Consider the following 17253-nt stretch of genomic DNA (forward strand, 5'->3'; position numbering starts at 1 on the left):
GTCGCCACTCGCGAATCGGTTCTTCTGGGGAGTTCTGCGGAGTATGGGTGTGTACGTACCGAGCTTATGGGGTGCGGCGCAGCCGTCCGGCCAGCCAGGCGGCCAGGGCCGCCGCCAGCCCGACGGTGAGGACCACCCAGGAGGTGGTCCGCAGGAACGCGGTGAGCGCGTCGTACACCGCTCCGGCGGCGGCCCTGTCGACGTCGGCGGGCAGGTCGTCGAGGGTGAGGCGGCGGCACAGGACCACCGCGGTCCACAGCAGCACGGCCCCCGCGGCCAGCCCGAGACCGGTGGCGAGGACGGCGCGCCGGCGGTGGACGGCGACCGCGACGGCCAGGACGGCCAGGCACAGGGTCAGCAGGGGGAGCCAGACACCCGCGATCTGGAGCATGCGGAACCCCTTCCGGAGCGCGCCGAGGTTGTCGTACTCCATGACCTTCACGGTCAGGTGGGTTTCCGGGATGCGGTCGGCGAAGGGCACGCCGTCGGCGATCAGTTCCCCTCTGACCTGGGCGATCACCGGGGCGAGGTCGATGGTGACCGCGTCCCCGTGGCCGGAGTCGAGGGCGGCGAGGAAGGCGGCGTGCGCGGCGCGGTTGGCGGCGTCCCAGGCCGTGCGGTACGCCGGGGTCCCGGCGAAGGAGCGCAGGGCCTCGCCGATCAGGGCGTCGACGCCGCCCTGGAACGGGCCCGCGTCGATCTGTCCGGAGAGGGCGCGGGTGGCCTGGGTGACGACCACGCCCCGGACTGCCGGGTCGTCGGCGAGCGGGGCCATGGCGGCGGTGTAGCGGTCGGCGTTCCCCAGCTCCCGGTCGGCCCAGTAGGCGACCGCGCTCGCGGGCACGAGGAGGGCCACGAGCACGACGAGGGCCGCCGACAGGTAGGTGCGCACGTCACCAGGGAATGCCCCGGGCGGCGGGCGGCGCCACCCCTGTTGCTGCGTCCGGGTGGGCCCGGCGGTGCCGGTGGCGGCCGGGGCCGCGGCGGTCCCCGTGCGGTGCGGGCGTCCGGGCGGTGCGACGGGCGTCCGGCGGGGCGGGACCGGGCCACCCGGACGAGTGATCCACTTGCCGCCCCGGGACGCCGGGTGTGCCCTGGATGATGGAAGAGAGGAGCCCCGCCATGGCACATGCGGCACCCACCGTGTCCCGGAGGCAGCGCCCCACGACATCGGTGAACGTGGACCACAGCAGCAGGAACGCCCTGATCCGTGCGCTGCTGCTCGGCCTCGTGTACGGGGTCTGGGCGGCCCAGATCGAGCGCGACACGGGCCCGGTGACCGTGGGCAACGTCTTCTACGGGATCCTGTGCGGCGTGCTGTTCGCCGGCGTCATGTTCGCCCTCCACGAGTTCGGTCCGCGCCTGATGCGGGAGCTGCACGCCACCGCCTACGGCGCCTTCGCGGGCGTGGCCGTCGGCTACCTGCACAGCCTCACCGGCGCCTCCGTGCTCCGCTCCACCACCGTCGGTCTCGCCGCCGGCGCGGGCGTCGGACTCGCCGCCTTCTACCGCTACTACACGCGGGAGGACTGAGCCCCGTCCGGCGCCCGGCGCCGCCCCGTGCCGGTGGCCGGCACGGGGCGGTGGCCGTGTCCGGTGGCCGGTTCGAGGCGGCCACCGGCACGGAGCGCCCGGCGGGTGGCTAGGCGGCGGGAGAGGCCGGGCCCGGCCGTGCTCCCGCCTCCGGCTCCTTCTCCCGGCCCGCGGGCGTGGCTGCGGTCGTGCCCGCGGTCGCGGTCACGGTTGCGGTCGCGACCACCGCCTCGGGGTCGGCCTGCCGCGGCGCGGGCGCGGGCCGGTCCGGGGCCGGGCGGACCGGCGGGGCGTGGCGGGCGACCTCGGCGCGGAGCATGGCGTTCAGGGCGGCGTACGGGTCGATGGGCATGGCGGAACCTCACGGTGGTTCGGGAGTGTGGGGGGACACGCTGCTGCTCGGCCCGCTCAGCAGCGCAGGACCACGCTCCGTACCGTCCGCAGGGATCCTGCCGGTGCGGCCTCCCCGCCCCGGGCGGCGTGCGGCGGCCGAGCCGCATCGCACACGTGTTTCACGTGAAACATCCCCGGCAGCCGCCGGACGGTGGGCGCCGTGCGCACCGCCGTCCGTACGGCCGCGCGGGCGTCGGAGTCCGCCGCCGCCCCGTCCGACTGCCCTTCGGTGGGCTCGGCGGGGGCGGAGGAGGCCGAACGGGAGTCCGCGGCCAGGGCGGAGGCCGTACTCGCCGCCGGACCGGTGCCGAACAGGCACAGCAGCGCGACGCAGGCCACCGTCAGGGCCCGCGCCAGCACCGTCCGCGCGTACCGCGCACCGCTCATGCCGCCCTCCATGCCCCGGTGCACCGGGCGGCTCCCCCGCCGGGCCCGAGAAGCCCCCGACCGGGGGACGAAGACACCCCCCTCGGCTGACAGCCGCCACCGCCCCACCGGGACCCCCGCGCTCAGTGGGTGCGCAGCGGCCCGGTCAGCCGCGCCAGGACCGTGGTCTCCCCGCTGATCAGCCGCAGCCGGGCCCGCCCGGGCCGGTCGGCGGAGCCGCCGACCCTGCCGGGCGAGATCCGTTCGACGGTGAACACGGCCGTACGGTGGTCCGCGCGCGGGATCTCGATGGTGCGCCCCCGCCGCAGTCCGGCGAGCGGCAGCCCGTCCCCGCTGACCACGGCGGTGCCCGCGCTGCCGGGTAGCGGGCCTTCGGGGTCCCAGCCGGCCATGCCCTCGGCGTTCTGCGGACCCCGCGCCAGCGGGAGGTCCACCCCCAGGCTGGGGATGCGCAGCCGCAGCGGGCGCGAGGCGCGCAGCGGTGCGGCGGACACGCCCCGGGTCACGGTGCCCGGACCGTGCGTCCCAGAGTGTTCGAGCCCGCGCACGAGCCGCCGGTGTCCGGACAGGCCCAGCGCCCGGGAGGGCAGCGCGTCGGCGGTGCCGGTGGTGGCGGGCTCCGCGCCCTGGCTGCCGCGCAGCAGGCCCACTCCGGTGCAGATCAGAGTGACCGTCAGCGCGGCGACGATCCACTGGGCGCGGGCCATGGCGTTCCTCCCGGGCCGGCTCGGGCGGCCGGTTCCTGTGAGCAGTGGACCGCTCCCGGGCGCCCGGCACCGCACGGGCACGCCGGGAAGTGACGGTTCGTCATCGGTGTGTCGTGGCTGTGCTCCGGTGTCTTCGCAGCTCGGGGGCGGTGCGCCGGGCGCGCTCCCGGTGGGTCGACGCCGTGCGCCCGAACGGGTGAGGGCGGATCCGGCGTGCGACGGCCCCCGCCCCGCGCGCCCTGCCGGGCGGCACGTTCAGCCCCCTGACGCGGCGTCCGGGTCCGCGACGGCGGTCGACGGCAGGGGCTGCGCGGGCCAGTCCAGCAGCCGGGCCCCGATCGCCGCCGTCTGCAGGGTGTACCGCTGCACGGGATCTCCGGGGTCGTGGCCGGTCATCCGGTGGATCCGCTCCAGCCGGTAGGTCAGTGCCCGCACGCTCAGGCGCAGCCGCCGGGCCGACTCCGCGGCCACGCACCCGGAGTCGAAGTACGCCGTCAGGGTCTCCAGCAGCGGCCCGGCCCCGCCCCGGCCGGCCCGCAGCGGCCCGAGCACGCTCAGCACCAGGTCGGCCAGGGCGGCCCGGTCCCGGGTCAGCAGCGGGAACACCAGCAGGTCGGCGGCGCGCAGTACGGGTCCCTCGAAGCCGAGGCGGTCCGCGAGGCCGAGGGCGTCGCGGGCCTCCTCGTACGAGGCCGCGATCCCGCCCGTGCCCGGACGCGTGCGCCCGACCGCGACGAGCCCCGCGCCCGGGAACGCCGCGCACGCCTGCCGCGCGAAGTGGACCGGCACCTCGTCCCGGTCGCCCGGGGCCACGCAGACCAGCAGGCCGTCCTTGGTGGCGAGGAGGGCGGCGCCGTCCCCGAACCGCCCGGTCAGGGCCGCCTCCACGCGGCGGGCGGCCGGGCCCGCGTCCTCGCAGGGCTGCGGGCCGCGCGCCACGGCCACCGTGTACGCGGGCGCCTGGGCCGGTCCGAAGCGCGACGCCCGTTCGGCGAGGCGGCAGGGGTCTCCCCGGCCGAGCAGCAGGTCGTCGACGTACTCCCGGCGGGCGGCTTCCTCGCGGCGCACCACCAGGTGCCGGGCCCGCTCGTAGCCCTCGGCGAAGGCGTCCACGGCCTGCTCCGCCGCCGCCAGCACGGGGTCCGGGGCGCCGTGCCCTTCGAGTGCGGCCCGGGTGGCGGCGAGATGGGCGCCGACGAGGTTCCGCAGCCCGTACCCGGCGGCGGCGGCCCGCGCGCCGAGGGCCCGCCGGGTGGCGAGTGCCTCGGGGCCGGGGCGGCGTCCGGTGGTCCGGACGTCCGCGAGGATCCCCGCGTACCCGGTCAGATATTCCTCGGGTACGTCCCGCCCTGACGCCACACCAGCTCCCCGCTCCGTTCGAACTCCCATTGTCGCCAGGGGGTTCGCGGGGCCCAGGGCCGGGGCGGGCAAGACGCTCAGATCACCACGAACGCGACCGCCGCCGCCCCCATGAGGGCGGCGGCGAGGTGGATCGCGGGGTGGCCGTAGTCGCCGAACCAGAGTTGGCGGGCCAGTCCGCCCAGGGCGGCCAGGGCGGTGATGACCCCGATCTGCGCGAGCAGGGTCGCGGCCGTGAACGGGGCCAGGAGCAGGAGTAAGGAGTTCAGCCAGAAGGGTGCGGCGCCGGTCCAGCCCCGCCAATGCCAGATCGCGGACGGCATGTCCCGGCTCCCACCTTCCACACCCGCAACAGGCGTGTCGTGCTCAACTCATCGGCTGTACAGCCTCCTGGGGTGCGGCGGCCGGGGCAATAGCGCGTTCGGCTAGAAATCCGAAGGCCAGGCCGAAAGTCGTCCACAGGGCCGCCTGGATGCCCAGCGAGGCGAGGCGGAACTGCCAGATCAGCGCGGCCGGGAAGTCGGCTGGCACCTCGTTGATGCCGGGGAGCAGGGCGTAGGCGATGCCCACCGCCACGACGAAGGACAGCGAGGCGACGGTCGAGGCGTTCCAGTTGCCCAGGGAGGGGGCCAGGCGCCGCCCCAGGATCAGGGCACCCGCCGCGAGCAGCAGGCTCAGGGCGATCATCAGGACGAACAGGGTGGTCCGCCGGACGACGGTGTCGGGGTCGCCCACGGCCGGCGGGTTGGCCGGGTACTTGAGGAACGGGACCAGGTTCACGGTGAGGAACAGGCCCCCGGAGACCAGCGCGGCGGTGGCCCGCGGGCCGAAGCGGCCGAGCCGGCCCAGTGCGTAGCAGAAGACGAGCGCGGCGATGCCGCCGAGCGCGACGCCGTAGAGGAGGGTGCCGGTGCCGAGGCCGGCCGTGGCCTGCAGGGCCCGGCTGACCGGGGCGTCCTCGGCGTGGTCGTGCCCGGCGGAGGCGGCTTCCTCGATGGCGATGGCCGCGTCCACCTTGGACTCGCCGAGGACGTACGCGACGAGGAAGGCGGCCACACCGGCGAGCAGGCCGGCCAGCATGCCCCGGATCAGCAGGACACGTGGGGAGATGCGGTTCATGCGTCGGTTTCCCTTGCTGCAGCGGAGAGGGGGGGAGCGGGGATCTCCGGGGTCCACAGGGCAGGCGGAAGCGGCACGCGGGCCGTACGGCGCTCCGCGGGTGCGTGCCCCGCGGAGTCACGCAGGGGAGCCGCCCGGTTGACGGGCCCTGCGCAGAGCCGTACCGGCGCCGCGCGCGGGGGAGTTCCCGGCGGCGCGTGGACCGGGGATCAGCCGGTCAGTGGCAGGGGAAACCGAGCAGGTGACGGCCGTCGTGCATCCACTCGTGGACGGTGTCGCCCTGGAAGACCGCGGTGGCACCCTGTTCGGCGCCGACGAGGTACAGCAGGACCAGCATGAGGACGCCGACGAACAGCGCCCAGGGGGCCAGTTCCTTCAGGGACAGGGGGGTGACGGCTACGGGCGCCGACGTGGGCACGGCGGAGTGGGCCATGGCAGGACCTCCAGAGGGAACACGCGTCCCGGTCAGTGGTGCTCTTGACGAAGGTGGCGGGTCTGACTTCCCTGCCCACACTGCTGCGGGAGGATTCACAGTGGCGCGACCGTGCCGGAATCTCACCGGTACTTCCGTCATACCTTCGTCATGTCGTCCGAGACCGTACCGCGCCCGTGGCCTGAACACCACGGCGCATGTCCGCCGTCTCACGCCCTGGGCGCGCGCTCTACGCTCCCTCCCATGCCCGAGACGACAGCCCAGGCCCCGCCGAGTCCACCCGTACGGCTGCACCTGACCACGCCCCCGCTCGACTCCGCCGCCCGTCAGGGCCGGTTCGGGTACGGGGACCCGTGCCCCGGCCACGCCGGTCTGGCCGGCCCGGCGACCGGGGACTGGGCGGGCCGGACCCTGGAGGAGGTCGCGGCCGAGGACCCGGGCGGGATCCGCGCCTGGCTCACCGATCCGCAGTACGCGCCCCCGGGCGGCGGGGAGTCCGTGGCCGCGCTGATCGCCCGGACCGGCGCGCACCTGGCCGCGCTGCCGCCCGGTCCGCACCACGCGGTGGTCGCGCAGGCCGTCGTACGGGCCGCGGTGGTGTGGGCCCTGGAGCTGCCGGCGCCGGCCTTCTGGCGGCTCGACGTGCGGCCGGAGACCGTGACCACCCTCAGCGGCCGGGCAGGACGCTGGAACCTCCTGGTGGGCCGCCCGGCCGGGGAGTGAACGGCACGACGGCCCGGACCCCGCGACGCGGTCCGGGCCGAACGGCGCTGCGGGGCAGCGGTGTTACGCGACGATCCAGTCGGAGGTGGCGATCACCGGCTGCACGCCGTCGCGGTGGATGGTGCCCTCGATCAGGCCGTACGGCCGGTCCGCCGCGAAGTACACCTCGTTGTCGTTCTTCAGCCCGAAGGGCTCCAGGTCGACGAGGAAGTGGTGCTTGTTGGGAAGGTTGAGGCGCACCTCGTTGACCTTGGGGCAGTTGTCGAGGACGCGCTCGGCCATCTGGTTCAGGGTCTGCTGGAGCGAGTAGGAGTAGGTCTCCGCGAAGGCTTCGAGCATGTGCTTGCGGACCTTCTTGTACGACTGGTCCCAGTCGAAGTCCGCGTCGTCGGCGGCCAGCGCCGAGTGCGCCCAGCGGGAGGTGACCTTGGTCGCCAGGATGCGGTCGTACGCCTCCTGGAGGGTCGTGTACCTGTCCTTGATGTAGCCGTGGAACTCGGAGTTGGTCGAGTTCATCACCGTCAGGTCCTTCAGGCCGGAGATGACCTGGAGACCGGTGGTCTCGCTGTAGGTGATCTGCGCGGTGCGCACCTCCTGGCCCTTGCGGACGAAGGAGTGCTGCTCCTTGCGCGTCGGGACCGGGATCCGGTCCCAGGCGTACTCCTCGATGCGGATCTGCGCCTCGCGGATCGGCTGCTGGGAGGAGACGAAGTGCTTGGCGAGGAGGATGCCGAAGGCCTCGGGCGAGTCGATGCCGTGTTCCTTGCCGAAGGCGTACACCGTGTTCTTGGTGGTGTCCGTCGGCAGGCAGTTGGCGTTGTCGCCGGTCAGGTGGACGTCGCGGAACTCACCGCGGAGCGCGACCGAGACGTTGAGGTCGCGGATCTCGCTCCAGGAACCGTCGCTGCCCTTGCGGGTCACCTTCACGATGCGGTTCTCGGCCTTGCCGTACTGGTTCTGGCCCAGGACGTGCTTGCTCATGCTGTCTTCCTTCGGGTACTCGGGAACACGGAGTCCGATTGGTCTGGATCCCGTACGCCCGGCGTCCAGCGCGCGTCCCGACTGAAGACGTGCCGCTCCCCGCCGTTCGGCCGCTGGGGGCCGCCCCGGGACTGACGTGCATCCCGGTCCGTAGGTGCTGAGTAGTACTGCACGGATTGCAGCATGTGTACGGCGGGTTGACCACCGCACGGATCCTCCGAACACCAGCGCCCACGGATTGGGCGACCGTACAGACCCGCAGGTCAGGCCATGTGCGCGTCGGCGACCGAGAGGGCCTCGTCGAGGACGGCCAAGCCCTTGGCCACGTCCTCGGCGGAGACGTTGCAGGGCGGGGCGACGTGCATCCGGTTCCCGGCGAGGAGCGGCCACAGGCCGCCCTTCTTCAGGGCCGCCCCGAAGGCCGCCATGGGCGCGTTGTCGGCGCCGGAGGCGTTGTACGGGACGAGCGGCTCGCGGGTGTCCGGGTCCCGTACGAGTTCCAGCGCCCAGAAGGTGCCCAGTCCGCGGACCTCCCCGACCGAGGGGTGGCGCGCGGCGATCTCGCGCAGGCCCGGTCCCAGCAGTTCGGCGCCGGTGCGGGCGGACCGGCCGACGATGTCCTCCTCCTCCATCGTGTTGACCGTCGCGACGGCGGCGGCGCAGGCCAGCACGTGCCCGGAGTAGGTCAGCCCGCCCGGGTAGGGGCGGCGGGCGAAGGTCTCGGCGATCGCGGCGGAGATGGCGACCCCGCCGAGCGGTACGTAGCCGCTGGTGATGCCCTTGGCGAAGCAGATCAGGTCGGGGGTGACGTCCCAGTGGTCGGCGGCGAACCAGGTGCCGGTGCGCCCGAAGCCGACCATGACCTCGTCGAGGATGAAGACGATGCCGTAGCGGTCGCAGAGCGCGCGCACGCCCGCCAGGTAGCCGGCCGGGGGCACGAGCACGCCCGGGGCGCCGCCGACGGTCTCCAGGATGATCGCGGCGATGGACTGCGGGCCCTCGAAGACGATCGTGTCCTCCAGGTGGCGCAGGGCGCGCTCGCACTCCTCGGCCTCGGTCGTCGCGTGGAAGGGCGAGCGGTAGAGGAACGGGCCCCAGAAGTGCACGACGCCGGCGGTGGCGGTGTCGTTGCCGAAGCGGCGGGCGTCACCGGTGAGGTTGATCGCGGTGGAGGTCGCGCCGTGGTACGAGCGGTACGCGGACATCACCTTGGGCCGGCCGGTGTGCAGCCGGGCCATCCGGACGGCGTTCTCGACCGCCTCGGCGCCCGCGTTCGTGAAGAAGATCTTGTCCAGGTCGCCGGGGGTGCGCTCGGCGATCAGCCGGGCGGCCTCGGAGCGGACGTCGACGGCGAAACCGGGCGCGACCGTGCACAGCCGGGCGGCCTGCTCGGCGATCGCGGCCGCGACCTTGGGGTGCTGGTACCCGATGTTCGTGTAGACGAGCGCACTCGAAAAATCGAGGAAACGGTTGCCCTCGTAGTCCCAGAAGTACGAGCCCTCGGCGCCGGCGACGGCCAGCGGGTCGATGAGCTCCTGCGCCGACCAGGAATGGAAAACGTGCTTCCGGTCGGCGTCTTTCACGGCGGCGAGGGCGTCGGCGGCTTCTGAGTTCATATATCGAGGGTAGTTGTCCAGGATGTGGACCCGGGGGTGCCTCCGCGGCGGCGTGGCCGAGGGGTGACTTGACGTACGGGGGCTGCGCCGCTCGACGGGTTCCGGCCGTCGTCATAGCGTCGCCGTCACCGGCCGCTCCACGGGGGAGAACGGCGGAAAACTCATGGTGGGGCCCTGTTCGGTGGCCCCCGCGACAGCGGGGGCCACCGAACAGGGCCCCGTCGTGCATGGAGATCCGGCCACGGCATGGTGGGATTTGGCCGTCGCCCTCGGGGGTAGGTGCGGCGCCGGGGGACGGGCGGCGGAGACGGGAGAGCCTGTGGCCGAGCAGACGCGGAAGCTGGTCCTGGGCGGTGGCACGACGGGTGTCGTGACCCGCTGCCGGGACTTCACCCGGCGTGCCCTCGCCGACTGGCACTGGCCCGCCGGAGCCGAGGCCGAGGAGGACGTGCTCCTGCTGGTCTCCGAGGTGGTGACCAACGCCTGCCTGCACGCGGGCGGCCCGCGCGAGCTGGTCCTGCGGCACGCCCCCGGCCTGCTGCGCGTGGAGGTCACCGACGACAGCCCCGAACCGCCGGCCCCGCGGCCGCCGGACCGGGCCCGGCCGGGCGGGCACGGCCTGATCCTGCTGCAGCGGCTCGCCCGGGGGTGGGGCTGCGTACCGGCCCCGCCGGGCAAGACGGTGTGGCTGGAGGTTACGGGCCCCGCGGCCCCGGCCGCGCCCCCGGCCCCACCCCCGTCGGGGCCGGAGGCGTAGGCGCGGGGCGGCCCGGGTCAGGCGGCGCCGGGAGCCCGCGGGCGGCCCGGGTCAGGTGGCGCCGGGAGCCTCGGACGCGGCCCGGGGTGTCCCGGACGCGGCCTCGGGTGCCGCGTCGGCGAGGAGACCGCCGCGCAGCCGCGTCAGGGTGCGGTGCAGCAGCCGGGACACGTGCATCTGGGACAGCCCCAGCCGCTCCCCGATCTCGGACTGGGTCAGCTCCTGCCCGAACCGCAGCGCCAGCAGTGTCCGCTCCCGCTCCGGCAGCCCGGCCAGCATCGGCTTGAGGGACTCCAGGCACTCGATCAGTTCGTACGCCGACTCCTCCGCGCCCAGCGAGGACCGGTCGGTCTGCGGGTCGCGCTCCGGGTCGTCCTGGGCCGGGGCGTCCAGCGAGCGCGCGGAGTAGGCGCAGGCGGCCTTGCGGCCCTCGCCGAACTCCTCCGGCGTGACGTTCAGCTTCCGTGCCAGCTCGGCGTCGGTGGGCTCGCGGCCGAGGCCCTGTTCGAGGGCGTCGTGGGCCTTCGCCGTGTCGATCCGCAGCTCCTGGAGCCTGCGGGGGACCTTCACCGCCCAGCTGGTGTCGCGGAAGAACCGCTTGATCTCTCCGCTGATCGTGGGCATGGCGAAGGTGGTGAACTCCACCCCGCGCTCCGGGTCGAACCGGTTGATGGCCTTGATCAGTCCGATCGTGCCGACCTGGACGATGTCGTCCATCGGCTCGCTGCGCCCGCGGAACCGGCGGGCGGCGAACTTCACCAGGCTCAGGTTCAGCTCGACCAGGGTGTTGCGGACGTACGAGTACTCCGCCGTGCCCTCTTCGAGCTCGGCCAGCCTGTGGAAGAGGGAGACCGAGAGCGCCTTCGCCTCGCCGGTGGCGACATCGGTGTGGTCCCCGTGGCCGGTGAGGCGGAGGTCGGTGAGGTCGGTGTCGGTGGGGTTCATCGGTCTGCGCTCCTCTCACGAAGGGCTCCCCCCGGGGGAGGCCGTCGTCCTGCGCGGTCGCGACCGTCCTCATGGATATACCCTCTCCAAACGGGTGATACCCCTGCGGATCTTCCACGGTCCGGCCGGTGCCGCCCGCGCCCGCAGCCGTTCCCACGCGCCGGCCGGCCGAAGAGGGCGTACGGGAAGGGCGCGGGCCGCGTGCGGGGGGCTCCCCTGTTGCCCCCCGTACGCGGCTCGCGCCGGTCTCGTGCGTCCCCTCGGCGGCACCCTCCCCGCGGAAGGCGGAGGGCACGGGAGGAGCCTGCGTCCCCGCGTCCGCCCGGCCCACTGATTAAGCTCAGACCGAATCCAACGGAGCTGCGGGGGCGGGGACATGGCGACGGGACTGACCTTTTCGGCGGCGGACCTGGCCCGGACGCGCTTCGCGGTCTCCCCGATGTGGGAGGTCGTCACCAGCTTCCGGCTGCTGAAGCATCCGGCCGGGGGTTCCCTGCACCGGCGCTGGGCCGCGCAGGTGCGGCCCCGGATGCGGTGCGCGGGGCTGCGGGGCGGCTGGCTGGACGAGCTGATCCCGGCGCGCGGCTACCTGGCGGACTTCCTCAACCCGACCCCGCAAGGCCCCTTCCCCACCCTCGGCGCCGAGCTGGCTGCCATCCGCGCGAGCCGCCCCGAGCAGGTCCGGGCCGACGTCGACGACCTGCTGCGCACCCGCCCGGGCGGGTACGGTCCCGACCCCTCGCCCCGGCTGCGGCTGCTCCGGGAGGAGCCGCAGCCGGCGCTGGAGAAGGTCACGGCGGAGATCGAGACGTACTGGGAGCTCGCACTGGCGCCCTACTGGGCGCGGATCCGCCAGCTGCTGGAGGCGGACGTCTTCCACCGGGCCCGCCAGGTCGCCGAGCACGGATCCGCCGCCGTCCTCAACGAGCTGCACGACTCGGTCCACTGGGACGAGGGCACCCTGCACCTGCCGCGCTGCGAGTGCGGGCTGACCCGGGAGCAGGCGGGACCGGGGCTGCTGCTGGTGCCGGCGGCCTTCGCCTGGCCCCGCGTCCTGACCCGGTCGGTGGCCCCGGACCCGCCCCAGCTGGCCTATCCGGCCCGGGGCGTCGGCACCCTGTGGGAGCCCCGCGCCGCCGCCTCCGCCGATGCGGTGGCCGGCGTACTGGGCCGCTCCCGCGCGCTGCTGCTGGCGGAGCTGGACAGCCCGGCGTCGACCACCCAGCTGGCCCGCCACTGCGGCCTGTCCGCCGCGGGGGTCTCCCAGCACCTGACGGCACTGCGCAACGCGGGACTGGTCACGGCGCACCGCGCGGGCCGCTCGGTGCTCTACGCCCGCACCGCCATCGCAGACGCCCTGCTCACGGCCTGAGGACACGGACCGAGGGCACGGGACCGAGGGCACGGGACCGAGGGCACGGGACTGACTTAGGCTGCCCGCATGGAGTCCTACACCATCGGCCAGGCAGCGCGGCTGCTCGGCGTCAGCAGTGACACCGCCCGCCGCTGGGCGGACGCCGACCGGTTCCCCACCCGGCGCGAGGGGAACCGCAGGATCGTCGACGGGCCCGACCTCGCGGCGTTCTGCGTCGAGGTCGCCCAGGAGGCCGGGGAGGACGAGGACACCCCGTACACCTCGGCGCGCAACGCCTTCCCCGGCATCGTGACCGCCATCAAGCTGGGCTCGGTCGGGGCGCAGGTGGAGGTCCAGGCGGGCCCGCACCGGGTGGTGTCCCTGCTGACCCGGGAGGCGGTGGAGGAGCTGGGCCTGGAGGTCGGCATGCGGGCCACCGCCCGGGTGAAGTCCACCAGCGTGTTCATCGACCGCACCTGAGGCACCTGAGGCACCTGAGGCCCCGGGGCTCCGGGCCGCCCCCGCCGGTCCGGGCGGGGCCCCGGGCACGGGTCAGCCGTGCTCCGGTTCCCGTACGAAGGCCCCCGCGCGGGCCGCGGCGACGGCGGCCCGCGCCGCGCGCGCGGCCGCGGCCCCGTCCAGCGGCTCCCCGGTGGTGAGGAAGCGGTAGTACAGCGGTGCGGACACGGCGCGGACCACCTCGGCGGAGTCGGTCCCCTCCGGGAGCTCCCCCCGCTCGACGGCCTGCCGCACGCAGGGCGCCCATTCCGCGACCCGGACCTCGTAGAAGCGGTACAGGGCCTCGGCGGTGCGCGCGTCGCCGGTGGCGGCGGCGATCACGGCCTTGAACAGGGCACCCTGACGCGGGTCGGTCAGGGTGCGCCGGACGAGCTCCGCGTTGGCGAGCAGGTCCTCGGTCAGCGATCCCGTCTCGGTGCGCGGCGCCGACTGCTCGGCCATGTCCGTCAGCAGGTCCGCGACCAGCCCGGCCACCGTGCCCCAGCGCCGGTACACGGTGGTCTTCCCCACGTCGGCGCGACGGGCGATCTCGGCCAGGTCCAGCCGGTGGAAGCCCTGCTCGGCGAGGGTGTCGCCGGCCGCCCGGAGCACCGCCGCGCGCACCCGCGCCGTACGCCCGCCGGGACGGACGGTCCCCGGCTCCGCCGGGTCCCCCGCCGTGGGGGCGGCCTCATCAGAAAACTCCATAACGGGGCTCCCGTTCCATTAGTGGCGATCTCCTGTTACGTTGGGACCACCTTAAAGGGTCTGCGGTGCCATTACCGCTTTCGAGTCGGGGGATGCGTCATGGAATACAGGCAGCTGGGCACGTCCGGTCTCAAGGTCCCCGCCCTGAGCTTCGGAGCGGGAACCTTCGGGGGCCGGGGGCCGCTCTTCGGCGCGTGGGGCACGACGGACGCGCGGGAGGCCCGCCGCCTCGTGGACATCTGCCTGGAGGCGGGCATCACCCTGTTCGACACGGCCGACGTCTACTCCGCGGGCGCCTCCGAGGAGGTGCTCGGCCGGGCGGTCAAGGGCCGCCGGGACCGGGTGCTGCTGTCCACCAAGGCCGGACTGCCCATGGGCGACGGCCCCGGGGACGCCGGCACCTCCGGCCCCCGCCTGGTCCGCGCGACCGAGGACGCCCTGCGCCGCCTCGACACCGACCACATCGACCTCTTCCAGCTGCACGCCTTCGACGCCGCCACCCCCGTCGAGGAGGTGCTCTCCGCCCTGGACGGGCTCGTGCGGGCCGGGAAGATCCGCCACGTCGGCGTCTCCAACTTCGCGGGCTGGCAGCTGATGAAGTCCCTCGCGGCCGCCGAGCGGCACGGATTCCCCCGCTACGCCGCCCACCAGGTCTACTACTCCCTCGTCGGCCGCGACTACGAGTGGGAGCTGATGCCCCTCGGCCACGATCAGGGCGTCGGCGCGATGGTGTGGAGCCCCCTCGGCTGGGGCCGGCTCACCGGCAGGCTGCGCCGCGGCCTCCCGCTGCCGGAAGGCAGCCGCCTCCACCGGACCGCCGACTACGGCCCGCCGGTCGAGGACGAGCACCTCTACGACGTGGTCGACGCCCTCGACGGCATCGCGGAGGAGACCGGCCGGACGATCCCGCAGGTGGCCATCAACTGGCTGCTGCGCCGGCCCACCGTCTCCTCCGTCATCGTGGGCGCCCGCAACGAGGAGCAGCTCCGCCAGAACATCGGCGCCGTCGGCTGGGAGCTGACGCCGGACCAGGTGGCCCGGCTCGACGCCGCGAGCCACCGTCCGGCCCCGTACCCGTACTACCCCTACGAGCGCCAGGAGGGCTTCGCCCGCCTCAACCCGTCGCTGGTCAAGGGGAACTGACCCGCCCGGCCCCGACCCGGCCCGGTTTCGGCCCCGGGTGGCCGGCTCAGCCGCCCAGGACCGGCCCCAGGTCGATCCGCGCGAGGCGCTCGGGGTCGGTGAGGATGTCCAGCGCGGTGATCACGCCGCCCCGGACGGTGAACGACATGACCGAGAGCGGGGTGCCGTCCGCGGCCACCGCCACCACGCCCGGTGTTCCGTTGACCAGTGCGGGGTGCGCGGCTTCGGCGAACCGGGCGAACAGGATGGCCTGCGAGGCCACGTTCACCGCACCCCGGCGCAGCACTCCCGGCCGCAGCGTGCCGCCGTCGGACCGGGCCACGACGTCCGGGTCGAGCAGGGCCACCAGGGCGTCGAGGTCCCCGCCGCGCGCGGCGGCGAGGAAGGCGTCGACGACCTCCCGGCGGCGGGCGAGGTCCGTGTCGGGGGCCGGGGCCGCGCCCTGGACGCGGCGCCGGGCCCGGCTGGCGAGCTGGCGCGTGCCGGCCGCGGTCCGGCCGAGGACGGGCGCGATCTCCTCGAAGGGCACCCCGAACAGGTCGTGCAGGACGAAGGCCAGCCGTTCGGCGGGCGCGAGGGTCTCCAGTACGACCATCAGGGCGAGGCCGACCGAGTCCGCGACGAGCACCTCCTGCTCGGGATCGACCCGGTCGGGACCGCTGACCACCGGGTCGGGCAGCCGGACGGGGCCGTTCCCGTCTTCCAGCGGCTGCTCGCGGCGGGTGGCGCGGGCCCGCAGCATGTCCAGGCAGACCCGCCCGGTCACCGTGGTGAGCCAGCCGCCCAGGTTGGCCACGGCGCCGACGTCGGAGCGGTTCAGCTTGAGCCAGGTCTCCTGCACGGCGTCCTCGGCGTCGCCCAGCGAGCCCAGCATCCGGTAGGCCACCGCCCGCAGGTGCGCCCGGTGCGCGTCGAACCGCTCGGCCAGAAGGTCGTTCCCGTTCATCTGCCCCATCCCCGTGCCGCGTTCCTCCACTGCCTGGAGGACCGTAACCGCCACGGCGGGCGGGCGGCGTAAAAGGGCTCCGCGGGTGGACGCGGACCGTGACGGTGCGGATGCAGAAGGTGGTGGATGCGTTTATTTTGACACCTGTGGTCATAGGTCGTGACTGCGTTGATCTGCCCCCTTTGAGGAAGGCCTCACCCATGAAGCGTTTCCCCGTGATCGGCGCGCTCTGCGTTACCGCGGCGTTCGGCCTCGCGGCCTGTTCCGACAACAGCAGCTCGCCGGCCGAGGAGGCCAGCCAGGCCTCCGCGGACCTCTGCACCGACCTGAACGCCCTCAAGGCCGACAACGCCAAGCTGAAGGCCCTGAACCCCGCCGTGTCGACCAAGGACCAGGTCCAGAGCGCCATCGACGCGGTGCAGAAGGACTGGGAAAACGTCAAGAGCAACACGCAGAAGATGAAGCAGTCGGAGCAGGAGGCCGTGAAGTCGGCCGCCGAGGGCCTCAAGAAGGGCTACCAGGACCTGCCCGGGGACACCACCGGCAAGGACGCGCTCACTCAGCTCCAGCCGCAGATCCAGAACCTCGACCAGGCGGTGGCGGCCGCCTCGACCCGGCTCAAGTGCTGACCCGGTGACACCCGCCCGCCCGGTGGGGCCCCCGTTTCCGGGGAGGCCCCACCGGGCGGTGGCGCGTCGGCGAAATGCGTGACATCTCCGATTTCGCCGCGGTTCTCGGGCATGGTGGTGCTCCCGTGCCCCATGAGGAGTCCTCCGTGCCCGAACCGGAAGCCGGGCCCCGGCTGTTCGCCATCCCCGGCTGGATGCGCAAGCACACCCCGGTGCTGACCCGGCTGATCGAGCAGCTCGCCGCCGTCAGGGTGCTGGACTGCGCCACCCGGCTGGCCGCACAGGCCTTCCTCGGCGGGCTGCCCGCCCTCTTCGTCATCGGCACCGTCGGTCCGGACTGGATGCAGGACCAGCTGACCCACTCCCTCCGCGCGGCCATGGGCCTCCAGGACGCCGCCCTGGACCAGGTCCTCTCGGTCTACTCCGCCAAGGACCCCACCACCGCCACGACCACCGGCGCCGTGGGCATCATCGTGACGCTGGCATCGGCCACCGCCTGCAGCCGCGCCCTCCAGCGGACCTGCGAGCGCTCCTGGCACCTGCCCAAGGCCAAGGCCGCCGTGGCGGCCTGGCGCTGGATCGCCTGGCTCACCGTCTGGCTCGCCGCGCTGCTGTTCCAGGGGCCGTTGCAGAACGCCTTCGGCACCGGCGCGGTCACCGGTTTCGCCCTGGCGGTGGTGAGCGGCACGCTGCTGTGGTGGTGGACCCAGCACCTGCTGCTCGGAGCCCGGATCCCGTGGCTGCCGCTGCTACCCGGGGCCCTGCTGGCGGGGGTGGGGGAACAGGTGCTGACCCTGGCGTCGCGGGTCTACATGCCCCGCACCCTGAACCGCAGCATGCAGGAGTTCGGCGCCCTGGGGTCGGTCTTCGTCGTGCTGTCCTGGCTGATCACGCTGTTCGTCGTGATCACCCTCGCCATCGCCGTCGGCTACGTGGCCGCGCACGAGCCCCCGCTCGCCCGCTGGCTGCGCACCCCGCCGCGGCCGGCCCCGACGAAGGCGTCGGGGCCGGCCGCGGCGTGA

At 74.2% G+C, this 17253-nt stretch carries 21 protein-coding genes; 8 read left to right on the forward strand and 13 right to left on the reverse strand.

What is annotated here, in order from left to right:
* Positions 1 to 64: 64 nt before the first annotated feature.
* On the reverse strand, positions 65 to 892 hold the full coding sequence (locus tag OG295_RS17660) for a hypothetical protein (RefSeq protein WP_371677726.1): 828 nt from the start codon (positions 890 to 892) through the stop codon (positions 65 to 67).
* A gap of 230 nt (positions 893 to 1122) precedes the next feature.
* Here OG295_RS17660 and OG295_RS17665 point away from each other — a divergent pair, with 230 nt between their 5' ends.
* Entirely contained in the window at positions 1123 to 1533 is a 411-nt protein-coding gene (locus OG295_RS17665) for a hypothetical protein (protein ID WP_371677727.1), read from the forward strand.
* Between the two features lie 109 nt (positions 1534 to 1642).
* Here the strand turns inward: OG295_RS17665 and OG295_RS17670 are convergent, their stop codons facing one another.
* The 7 genes from OG295_RS17670 to OG295_RS17700 form a co-directional block, all read right to left on the reverse strand.
* A complete protein-coding gene (locus tag OG295_RS17670; RefSeq protein ID WP_371677728.1) occupies positions 1643 to 1885 on the reverse strand; it encodes a hypothetical protein in 243 nt (80 codons plus the stop codon).
* 56 nt (positions 1886 to 1941) lie between these two features.
* The gene (locus tag OG295_RS17675) at positions 1942 to 2313 is read right to left on the reverse strand and encodes a hypothetical protein (protein WP_371677729.1); all 372 of its coding nucleotides are present in this window, start codon (positions 2311 to 2313) and stop codon (positions 1942 to 1944) included.
* Between the two features lie 122 nt (positions 2314 to 2435).
* Positions 2436 to 3020: a hypothetical protein gene (locus tag OG295_RS17680; protein ID WP_371677730.1), complete on the reverse strand. Its 585-nt coding sequence runs from the start codon at positions 3018 to 3020 to the stop codon at positions 2436 to 2438.
* A 255-nt stretch (positions 3021 to 3275) separates the two neighbouring features.
* Positions 3276 to 4379 carry a PucR family transcriptional regulator gene (locus OG295_RS17685; protein ID WP_371677731.1) on the reverse strand — a complete coding sequence of 368 codons (1104 nt, stop codon included), beginning with the start codon at positions 4377 to 4379 and terminating at the stop codon, positions 3276 to 3278.
* A 77-nt stretch (positions 4380 to 4456) separates the two neighbouring features.
* Positions 4457 to 4702 carry a hypothetical protein gene (locus OG295_RS17690; RefSeq protein WP_371677732.1) on the reverse strand — a complete coding sequence of 82 codons (246 nt, stop codon included), beginning with the start codon at positions 4700 to 4702 and terminating at the stop codon, positions 4457 to 4459.
* Between the two features lie 43 nt (positions 4703 to 4745).
* Positions 4746 to 5498: a CbtA family protein gene (locus OG295_RS17695; RefSeq protein WP_371677733.1), complete on the reverse strand. Its 753-nt coding sequence runs from the start codon at positions 5496 to 5498 to the stop codon at positions 4746 to 4748.
* Between the two features lie 217 nt (positions 5499 to 5715).
* Positions 5716 to 5931 carry a CbtB-domain containing protein gene (locus tag OG295_RS17700; protein ID WP_371677734.1) on the reverse strand — a complete coding sequence of 72 codons (216 nt, stop codon included), beginning with the start codon at positions 5929 to 5931 and terminating at the stop codon, positions 5716 to 5718.
* A gap of 243 nt (positions 5932 to 6174) precedes the next feature.
* On the opposite strand from OG295_RS17700, the gene OG295_RS17705 reads away from it, so the two are divergent.
* Positions 6175 to 6654 carry a histidine phosphatase family protein gene (locus OG295_RS17705; protein ID WP_371677735.1) on the forward strand — a complete coding sequence of 160 codons (480 nt, stop codon included), beginning with the start codon at positions 6175 to 6177 and terminating at the stop codon, positions 6652 to 6654.
* A gap of 63 nt (positions 6655 to 6717) precedes the next feature.
* Here the strand turns inward: OG295_RS17705 and pucL are convergent, their stop codons facing one another.
* The gene (gene pucL / locus OG295_RS17710) at positions 6718 to 7635 is read right to left on the reverse strand and encodes a factor-independent urate hydroxylase (protein ID WP_371677736.1); all 918 of its coding nucleotides are present in this window, start codon (positions 7633 to 7635) and stop codon (positions 6718 to 6720) included.
* 263 nt (positions 7636 to 7898) lie between these two features.
* Positions 7899 to 9251, reverse strand: coding sequence for an aspartate aminotransferase family protein (locus OG295_RS17715; protein ID WP_371677737.1), 1353 nt, complete (start codon positions 9249 to 9251; stop codon positions 7899 to 7901).
* A 319-nt stretch (positions 9252 to 9570) separates the two neighbouring features.
* Between OG295_RS17715 and OG295_RS17720 the strand changes: the two genes are divergently transcribed.
* Positions 9571 to 10008 (forward strand): ATP-binding protein, encoded by a 438-nt coding sequence (locus OG295_RS17720; protein WP_371677738.1) that lies wholly within the window; start codon positions 9571 to 9573, stop codon positions 10006 to 10008.
* 51 nt (positions 10009 to 10059) lie between these two features.
* On the opposite strand, the gene OG295_RS17725 is transcribed toward OG295_RS17720, so the two are convergent.
* The gene (locus OG295_RS17725) at positions 10060 to 10953 is read right to left on the reverse strand and encodes a SigB/SigF/SigG family RNA polymerase sigma factor (RefSeq protein WP_371677739.1); all 894 of its coding nucleotides are present in this window, start codon (positions 10951 to 10953) and stop codon (positions 10060 to 10062) included.
* A gap of 376 nt (positions 10954 to 11329) precedes the next feature.
* Between OG295_RS17725 and OG295_RS17730 the strand changes: the two genes are divergently transcribed.
* Both OG295_RS17730 and OG295_RS17735 read left to right on the forward strand, forming a co-directional pair.
* The gene (locus tag OG295_RS17730) at positions 11330 to 12325 is read left to right on the forward strand and encodes a DUF5937 family protein (protein ID WP_371677740.1); all 996 of its coding nucleotides are present in this window, start codon (positions 11330 to 11332) and stop codon (positions 12323 to 12325) included.
* 69 nt (positions 12326 to 12394) lie between these two features.
* Positions 12395 to 12787 (forward strand): molybdopterin-binding protein, encoded by a 393-nt coding sequence (locus tag OG295_RS17735; protein WP_371677741.1) that lies wholly within the window; start codon positions 12395 to 12397, stop codon positions 12785 to 12787.
* Positions 12788 to 12859: 72 nt separating this feature from the next.
* Here OG295_RS17735 and OG295_RS17740 read toward each other — a convergent pair whose 3' ends face one another.
* Positions 12860 to 13513 carry a TetR/AcrR family transcriptional regulator gene (locus OG295_RS17740; RefSeq protein WP_371677742.1) on the reverse strand — a complete coding sequence of 218 codons (654 nt, stop codon included), beginning with the start codon at positions 13511 to 13513 and terminating at the stop codon, positions 12860 to 12862.
* 99 nt (positions 13514 to 13612) lie between these two features.
* On the opposite strand from OG295_RS17740, the gene OG295_RS17745 reads away from it, so the two are divergent.
* Positions 13613 to 14656 carry an aldo/keto reductase gene (locus OG295_RS17745; protein WP_371677743.1) on the forward strand — a complete coding sequence of 348 codons (1044 nt, stop codon included), beginning with the start codon at positions 13613 to 13615 and terminating at the stop codon, positions 14654 to 14656.
* A 46-nt stretch (positions 14657 to 14702) separates the two neighbouring features.
* Here the strand turns inward: OG295_RS17745 and OG295_RS17750 are convergent, their stop codons facing one another.
* Positions 14703 to 15602: a sigma-70 family RNA polymerase sigma factor gene (locus OG295_RS17750; protein WP_371677744.1), complete on the reverse strand. Its 900-nt coding sequence runs from the start codon at positions 15600 to 15602 to the stop codon at positions 14703 to 14705.
* Between the two features lie 200 nt (positions 15603 to 15802).
* On the opposite strand from OG295_RS17750, the gene OG295_RS17755 reads away from it, so the two are divergent.
* The gene (locus OG295_RS17755) at positions 15803 to 16231 is read left to right on the forward strand and encodes a hypothetical protein (protein WP_371677745.1); all 429 of its coding nucleotides are present in this window, start codon (positions 15803 to 15805) and stop codon (positions 16229 to 16231) included.
* Positions 16232 to 16377: 146 nt separating this feature from the next.
* The gene (locus tag OG295_RS17760; protein WP_371677746.1) at positions 16378 to 17253 is read left to right on the forward strand and encodes a YhjD/YihY/BrkB family envelope integrity protein; all 876 of its coding nucleotides are present in this window, start codon (positions 16378 to 16380) and stop codon (positions 17251 to 17253) included.

Origin of the sequence: Streptomyces sp. NBC_01276, assembly GCF_041435355.1 — a bacterium.
Classification (GTDB): domain Bacteria; phylum Actinomycetota; class Actinomycetes; order Streptomycetales; family Streptomycetaceae; genus Streptomyces.

Coding starts and splice junctions, on each gene's coding strand:
- OG295_RS17665 (WP_371677727.1), top strand. CDS start 1,123: ATGGCACATGCGGCACCCACCGTGTCCCGGAGGCAGCGCCCCACGACA.
- OG295_RS17670 (WP_371677728.1), bottom strand. CDS start 1,885: ATGCCCATCGACCCGTACGCCGCCCTGAACGCCATGCTCCGCGCCGAG.
- OG295_RS17675 (WP_371677729.1), bottom strand. CDS start 2,313: ATGAGCGGTGCGCGGTACGCGCGGACGGTGCTGGCGCGGGCCCTGACG.
- OG295_RS17680 (WP_371677730.1), bottom strand. CDS start 3,020: ATGGCCCGCGCCCAGTGGATCGTCGCCGCGCTGACGGTCACTCTGATC.
- OG295_RS17690 (WP_371677732.1), bottom strand. CDS start 4,702: ATGCCGTCCGCGATCTGGCATTGGCGGGGCTGGACCGGCGCCGCACCC.
- OG295_RS17695 (WP_371677733.1), bottom strand. CDS start 5,498: ATGAACCGCATCTCCCCACGTGTCCTGCTGATCCGGGGCATGCTGGCC.
- OG295_RS17700 (WP_371677734.1), bottom strand. CDS start 5,931: ATGGCCCACTCCGCCGTGCCCACGTCGGCGCCCGTAGCCGTCACCCCC.
- OG295_RS17705 (WP_371677735.1), top strand. CDS start 6,175: ATGCCCGAGACGACAGCCCAGGCCCCGCCGAGTCCACCCGTACGGCTG.
- pucL (WP_371677736.1), bottom strand. CDS start 7,635: ATGAGCAAGCACGTCCTGGGCCAGAACCAGTACGGCAAGGCCGAGAAC.
- OG295_RS17715 (WP_371677737.1), bottom strand. CDS start 9,251: ATGAACTCAGAAGCCGCCGACGCCCTCGCCGCCGTGAAAGACGCCGAC.
- OG295_RS17725 (WP_371677739.1), bottom strand. CDS start 10,953: ATGAACCCCACCGACACCGACCTCACCGACCTCCGCCTCACCGGCCAC.
- OG295_RS17730 (WP_371677740.1), top strand. CDS start 11,330: ATGGCGACGGGACTGACCTTTTCGGCGGCGGACCTGGCCCGGACGCGC.
- OG295_RS17735 (WP_371677741.1), top strand. CDS start 12,395: ATGGAGTCCTACACCATCGGCCAGGCAGCGCGGCTGCTCGGCGTCAGC.
- OG295_RS17740 (WP_371677742.1), bottom strand. CDS start 13,513: ATGGAGTTTTCTGATGAGGCCGCCCCCACGGCGGGGGACCCGGCGGAG.
- OG295_RS17745 (WP_371677743.1), top strand. CDS start 13,613: ATGGAATACAGGCAGCTGGGCACGTCCGGTCTCAAGGTCCCCGCCCTG.
- OG295_RS17750 (WP_371677744.1), bottom strand. CDS start 15,602: ATGAACGGGAACGACCTTCTGGCCGAGCGGTTCGACGCGCACCGGGCG.
- OG295_RS17755 (WP_371677745.1), top strand. CDS start 15,803: ATGAAGCGTTTCCCCGTGATCGGCGCGCTCTGCGTTACCGCGGCGTTC.